Origin of the sequence: Lachnoclostridium sp. (assembly GCF_031997925.1) — a bacterium.
Lineage (GTDB): Bacteria > Bacillota > Clostridia > Lachnospirales > Lachnospiraceae > Lachnoclostridium.
The window spans coordinates 60,486-67,175 of sequence record NZ_DAMADT010000024.1 but is presented as its reverse complement, the minus strand read 5'-3'; the positions used below and the strand labels follow the sequence as shown (position 1 = coordinate 67,175).

Genomic DNA, 6,690 nt, shown 5'->3' with positions numbered 1-6,690 from the left:
TTGCAAATTCAATGCTTCCTTTATTGGATACATCTAAGGTGTGATGATGCATCCGGTCATTGAAAGAAAATTCTTCTTTTACCAGTTCGGGAGCTTCACAGAATACTCCATAAGTTTTCGTATTCAATACCTTATATAGATGCCCAAAAGTTGATACGGAAGGTACCAGCTCAATATTTAGACCCCGGCAATAAGCATCTAGCTCCATAATATCCTGGGCTGTTAAAGGTGTGTCATCTCTCCAGACCTCACTTTGATTCTTAAAAAGGTAGCTGTGTTCTATGTACAATTGCAGCTGGTTCATTTTATAATAACTTAACTTATCTGCCAGTGCCTTAAGGCTTTCCATGGTAGGAATACGACCTCTGGTAACGTCAAAATAATATCCTCGGTTGGCAATATTCGGATAATCCTTGATTTCACAGCAAGGAAGCAAAGCCCCTACCTGCGAAACCATCTGACGCAGAGTCTGTACGCCATATAAAAGTCCCTTTTCACTTCCAAATTTCAGATGTAAGCCTTCCGTACAGATATCCAAATGATATTCTTCTTCTAACAGCGATGAGTTATGTACTAGTAGGATATCACCTGCAGAACTCTCTCCCCTTGTAATGGCAGGAGCATAGCCCAATTGTTTTTTCAAACCCTCTTGCAAAAGCTTTGCATATTCATAAACATGTTCCGTAACTGTAGCTTCCACTACTATTTTATAATGGTAATCTAGTAAAAATAAGCCTTCTTTTTCTTCCCAATGCTGGGGTACCGGTAAAATATACATGATTTTTCCCCTTCCGGTGCAATATTTTAGCGCATCTAAAGTCAAATTCTACTCATCTTCCAAATAAAAATCTGCAAAAAGAAGAATGCGAACACCATTCCTGCACTACTCTACTAATAAGTTTTCTTCCCATATATCATTGATACCGTCATTTAAAATTAATCGGAATTCTCCTTCTTCCAACACAAATTCCATATCTTGATTCCATAATGACAGATCCTTTTCACATAAAGTCAATTGGCAGGACCTGGTTTCGTTCTTTAAAACCTGAACTTTCTTAAATGCTTTCAGTTCTTTTATCCTGGTTACAACACTAGCAGCATTGTCTTTAATATACAATAAAATCACTGTACTACTATGGTAATTTCCGGAATTGGAAACAAGTACGTCTATAGTTATCCCATATTTTCTTAAATCTTCTGCTTTCACTATATGCTGTCTTTTCCCAGCATCACACCTTTTTTCACAGAGCCTCCTGTTTACTTTCAATTCTATATTGCTATATTGAAAAGTTGAGTAACTTAATCCATAGCCAAAGGGATATAATGGTTTCTGCTCTATATCATAATATCCCATTGCTCGGTAGGATTTCTTATAATTATAATAAGCAGGTATCTGCCCTGAACATCTTGGAATAGAAACTGGAAGATGTCCGGAAGGACTTATTTTCCCAAAAAGTATATCTGCGATGGCTTCTCCTGCTTTTACCCCTCCATAAAAGGAAGTAATCAGGGCGCTTGATTTCTCAGCAATGGTGCTTATCGCATAAGGTCTTCCCTGTATCATAATTGTAATGACTTTTTTCCCTGCTTTAAAAACCTCTTTTGCCAGTTTTTGCTGTATAAGAGGTAAATTAATATCGGCACAGTCAATTCCTTCCCCACAATCCATGGATGATATTTCTTTTCCGGTCACAGCAGCTCCATTTAAGTCAAATTCTGCACCCAAAAAGCGGCTGGAGGATCCCCCTAATACCATAATAACAAGATCCACCGAATTTGCTATTTCTACTGCCTTTTCTATTTCTTCTTCCATTCCTTCTAAAATACCGCAGCCTTTGGCATAACGGACTTCAATTGATAATCCATTTTCTTTTATCCACTCTTTTATGCCTTTAAGAGTTGTAATCCCATCCTCCTCTTCAATTGGAGGAGTATAATCGCCTAATTGATTATATATTTCATCTGCATTAGGACCAATGATGCCAATAGATTTTATATTCTGATATTGAATTGGAAGGATTTGCTCTTCATTCTTAAGAAGAATTATCGATTCTCTTGCTAATTCTAAAGCCTGAGGAAAATTATCATAGTGATAGGAAAGATATCCATTGGTTTCTGGAATATAGGGTTCATCAAAAAGACCTCTTTCATATTTCATAGTAAGTATACGAAGTACCGACCTATTAATATTCTCTATTGTAATATATCCTAGTTCCAAAGCCTCTTCCAGTTTTGAAAAACCAGTATCCCATAGTCCTATATCCACACCAGCTTTCAGTGCCAGTGCACCGGAAAGTACACGATCACCTGTCATGACATCCAACTGATCGATTGCCACTCCGTCCGACATCACAATTCCTTCAAATCCCATTTGCTTGCGTAATATATCCGTTAACAATTTTTTATTAGCGTGGCAAAAAACACCGTCAATTTCATTGTAAGCAGCCATAATACCTTTTACGCCAATTTCGCAGCATGCTTTTACTGCCGGTAAATGTATCTCTCTTAGCTCTCTTTCACCTATCCTTGCAGCACTAGCATTGATTCCCCCTGTCCCTTCACCTTGGGCACAGAAATGCTTCGCGACTACATATACACCTGTTTCTTGAATTCCTTCGACAGTGGATTTTGCCATTTCAGAAGCTAAATACGGATCCTCGGAAAAGCATTCTTCACTCCTTCCCCATCTTGGATCTCTTAATATATCAAGATTGGATACCAAAGCAAAATCTACACCCATCTCTTTTAACTGCATTCCGCATACCTTACATGCCGCTTTCAATAAATCTGGATTAAAAGTAGCACCTGTTGCTAGATTTACAGGTAGCAGATAGCCTCCTAACGCTTGATGTCCATGTGGACACTCCGTACTTAACATCATCGGAATAGAGAGTCTGGAGTGCTTTATTACATAATCCTGAACCATATTGTAAGCTTTGGGAGCTAATTCCTTATACAAGCCTGTAACTTTATCTCTATTTGACCAGGGATCAGCCCTGTACAGCCCATATAGCATGCCTAAACCACTATACTTTTTTACTTCTTGTTTTAGTTCCTCTGTTAAAACAAGATCATCTCCCCGCCTTTCATAAACATGGAATCCAAATAACCTTTGATTTAATTGTCCTATTTTCTCCTTTAACGTCATCTTTGCAAGTAATTCCTCTGCTCTTTCCATTGCAGAAATCTTTTTTGCTATATTTTCATTTTTCATGTACTCCTCCTAAGTACTTTAAATTTACATAGGCTGTAACAAAATGAAAGAATTTTATACATTTTGCTACAGCCCTGCTATAAACTTAAATTACAAAAATTGTTCTACTTAGTAATAATACGATATGTCTTTACTTCATAGGGTTTTATTATAATGTCAAAACCATTTGCGCACGGCTGTACATCAGATATCTTCTCTTCTATCAGATTACACTCCTCAACGGATACCACCTGATCCGCATCGTTCATTGTAACATGAACACTTGTTAAACTATTATGATACTCATACATACGCAGAATCATACCGTTTCCGTCTTCTGCTAATTTAATTGTTTCAAGCATAACATTATCTTTGTCTACTTTAACAAGAGAGGTTTCTCTACCCCATATTCCTCCTTTGACGGTGTATACTGGCTGATTTAGTTTTCCAGCCTCTTTTGCTGTTTCTGCAAAACGCCAATTTTCTTTATGTGGATATATTGCATATGTAAAATAATGCTCTTCCTGATCCGTGGTTTTATTAGGCTCAATTCCCGATTTAATCAGAGTAATGGCCATATTACCATCTTTTACGGAATGTCCATATTTGCAATCATTCAATAAACTTACTCCATAGTGTCCTTCGGACAGATCAATCCATTTTTGTCCACAACTTTCAAACCTAGCCATATCCCAACTTGTGTTGGAATGTACCTTTCTAGTTACATTGCCAAATTGAATTTCAAAAGTTGCTTCATCGGAATGTATATTTACAGGAAAATGCACTTTTAATAAGTGCTGATGTTCATGCCAATCAACATAGGTTATAAACTCAATTCTTCTGCTGTGGGCATAAAAATAAATTTCTTGTTTTATGACAGAATTACTGATTTTTCTCTCAATGGATAAAGTAGCACGAACACTTCCAAGCTCCGTCCATTCCATATGAGTTATCTGATCCGCATCCCAATATTTTTCTGTGTAGTAAATATCAATGTCCCAATTATCATAATATATTGGTTTATCTTCATACATCCTCATTAGGTTACCACGTTGGTTCTCCTTAATTACTTCCCTGTTGTTTTCTTTATCAAAAATAGAGGTAAACATTCCCTGCTCATCTACCTTTATAATATAGTAGGGTGTAGTAAGACGGTTGTTCTCAATCTTAAATGGTGAATTTTCTTCTGTATTTACAACTGTAAATGTTTTACTTCCCTTAGATGGTAATCCTTTAACATAAGAAACAGCTCCCTCTTTTGTCCGTTGAACAGGATAATAACTTCCGCTTTCATCCATTAGAGCGTTCCCATCACATTCTTCCATATAAACCACATCATCTCTTAAAAATCCCAATGAGTTATATACTGTAATGTTTTCACTATATGAAGTCAATGCTTTCAGTCTTTCTTGAATCATGGACTCTGCATCCTGTTTAATCTCTCCATATTCCTTTTTGGTAACTTCATATACTTCTTTGATAGAAGATCCGGGTAAAATATCATGGAATTGATTTAAAAGCACTGTTTTCCACATAGAATTCAGTTTCTTAGCTGGATAATACATTCCTTCTTTTTCAGCTAGATAAGAGAAAAGTTCCAGATCCATAAGCATTAACTCACTCTTTCTGTTAGAACGCTTATTTCTTGCCATGGAAGTATAAGTTCCTCTATGATATTCAAAATAAAATTCTCCCTCCCAAACAGGAAGTCTTTTGTTATCACTTACCCTTTCATATAACTGATCAAAATATGTCCTTGAGAATTCCTGACGTACTTTTGGAATCCCTTTTACTCCCTTTTCCATGCGAAGGGAAGTTTCTAGCATCTCTCTGGTTGGACCACCGCCACCGTCTCCATAGCCAAAGGAAATCAAAATATCATTATTAATCTCCTTATTCTGGTATCTTTCCCATCCTCCCATAATTGCATCAGGATGGAGCATGCCATTGTAAGTGGTAAAGAAATTAGCAGCACTTTGTCCGACTCCCAATGTAGTAATTAAATGAGTAAAGACCTCTGTACCATCAATTCCTCTCCACATAAAAGTATCAAATGGAACCTTGTTAAATTGATTCCATGCTAATTTAGTTGTCATGAAGTAGTCAATTCCACACTTTTTCATAATCTGAGGAAGTGCACCGGAATAACCAAATACATCAGGCAGCCATAAAATTTTATTATCTATTCCAAATTCTTCTTTGAAGAATTGTTTTCCATGCATAAACTGTCGTACTAAAGATTCCCCAGAAGTCAAATTGCAGTCTGCTTCTACCCACATTCCACCTTCTGGTTCCCATCTTCCTTCTTTAATACGAGCTTTCACTTTATTATATAATTCAGGATACCTCTCTTTTAAGAAATAATATAACTGAGGTTGGCTAGACATAAACTTATAGTTCGGATATTCTTCCATTAGTTTTAGCACAGTAGCAAAGCTACGACCCACTTTTTCTTTCGTCTGCTCTACTGTCCACCACCAGGCTACATCAATGTGAGTATGTCCGATACAGGTGGCAATAACATCATTATAACCTACCATATCTTCATATAGAGCTTTTTCTAAATATTGATCTGCTTTTTCAATAGAATCATAAAATTTTCTGGAATAGGTATCCCTAAGATCCAGATGATTTATACAGTTATTTAAGATAGTCTCAATATCTCTTCGGTTTTTATCGTCTTTCTCCATTCTTCTAAAAGCTTCAAGAGGAACTTTTATATCATAATAAAGCTTTTCGATTTTGGGGTCTACTTCTATCATCTCTACAAATAGATTAAATTCAGAATGCAAAGTTCCTGTATATGACTGTAAATCAATTTGATAAATATCATTTGCAACTGTCTTATCTGTAATAAAAGCATGTCTATGGTTCATGTCAATTCCCTGAATTGCCTCACCGTTTAAAAACAATAAAAATTGAGGGTTCTTTCCATCATCCCATTCATCAATCTGTGTTTTTACATGAAGCCACATAGGCTTATTATGTAGGCATTCTGGTACACTAAATTCCGACCGAAACCAATAATGCTCATCCGGTCCATACCAGTGCATGGTCTTACTGTCAAACTCCAACCATTCTTCTTTTGCTTTATCAGCATCTTCCGGATATACATAATTCCCTTTTTTATATTTCCAATTATGGATTGAAATTTTTTGTGTTACAGATATTCTTTTTAATTCATCACAAATAACGCCTATTCTTTTATCAATAAATTCCATATATACTCCTATCTATCCCCATCCGGATTGCATTACTGGTTTTATCTTACAATCTTATTTTAAGTATCATTGCGTTACCAATGGATTTTTCTTCATATATTTCATTAATTCATCAACTGTTGTGAATGCAAGACCTGTTACTGTATCTGCACATCCATAATATATGGCAATTCTTCCTGTATCTCCATCCGTTAATGATGCACAAGGGAATACAACATTAGGTACATCCCCCACACATTCGTATATTTTCTGAGGTCCTAAAATATAATATTTGGA

General features: G+C 36.1%; 3 protein-coding genes and 1 pseudogene. All 4 read right to left on the bottom strand.

Translation table 11 applies throughout. The annotated features are described in order from the left end of the window. Positions 1 to 778 (bottom strand): beta-N-acetylhexosaminidase (locus RTP52_RS14740; protein ID WP_312372198.1); only part of this gene is annotated, 778 nt, incomplete at its 3' end. Positions 779 to 883: 105 nt separating this feature from the next. Next, positions 884 to 3,214, bottom strand: coding sequence for a glycoside hydrolase family 3 N-terminal domain-containing protein (locus RTP52_RS14735; RefSeq protein WP_312372196.1), 2,331 nt, complete (start codon positions 3,212 to 3,214; stop codon positions 884 to 886). A gap of 104 nt (positions 3,215 to 3,318) precedes the next feature. Then, positions 3,319 to 6,414 (bottom strand): alpha-mannosidase, encoded by a 3,096-nt coding sequence (locus RTP52_RS14730; protein WP_312372194.1) that lies wholly within the window; start codon positions 6,412 to 6,414, stop codon positions 3,319 to 3,321. A gap of 66 nt (positions 6,415 to 6,480) precedes the next feature. Next, positions 6,481 to 6,690 (bottom strand): annotated as a pseudogene (locus RTP52_RS14725) (glycosidase); the annotation flags it as partial.

Excerpts from the sequence above, each read along its gene's own strand:
- RTP52_RS14735 (WP_312372196.1), bottom strand. The coding sequence starts at position 3,214 with ATGAAAAATGAAAATATAGCAAAAAAGATTTCTGCAATGGAAAGAGCA.
- RTP52_RS14730 (WP_312372194.1), bottom strand. The coding sequence starts at position 6,414 with ATGGAATTTATTGATAAAAGAATAGGCGTTATTTGTGATGAATTAAAA.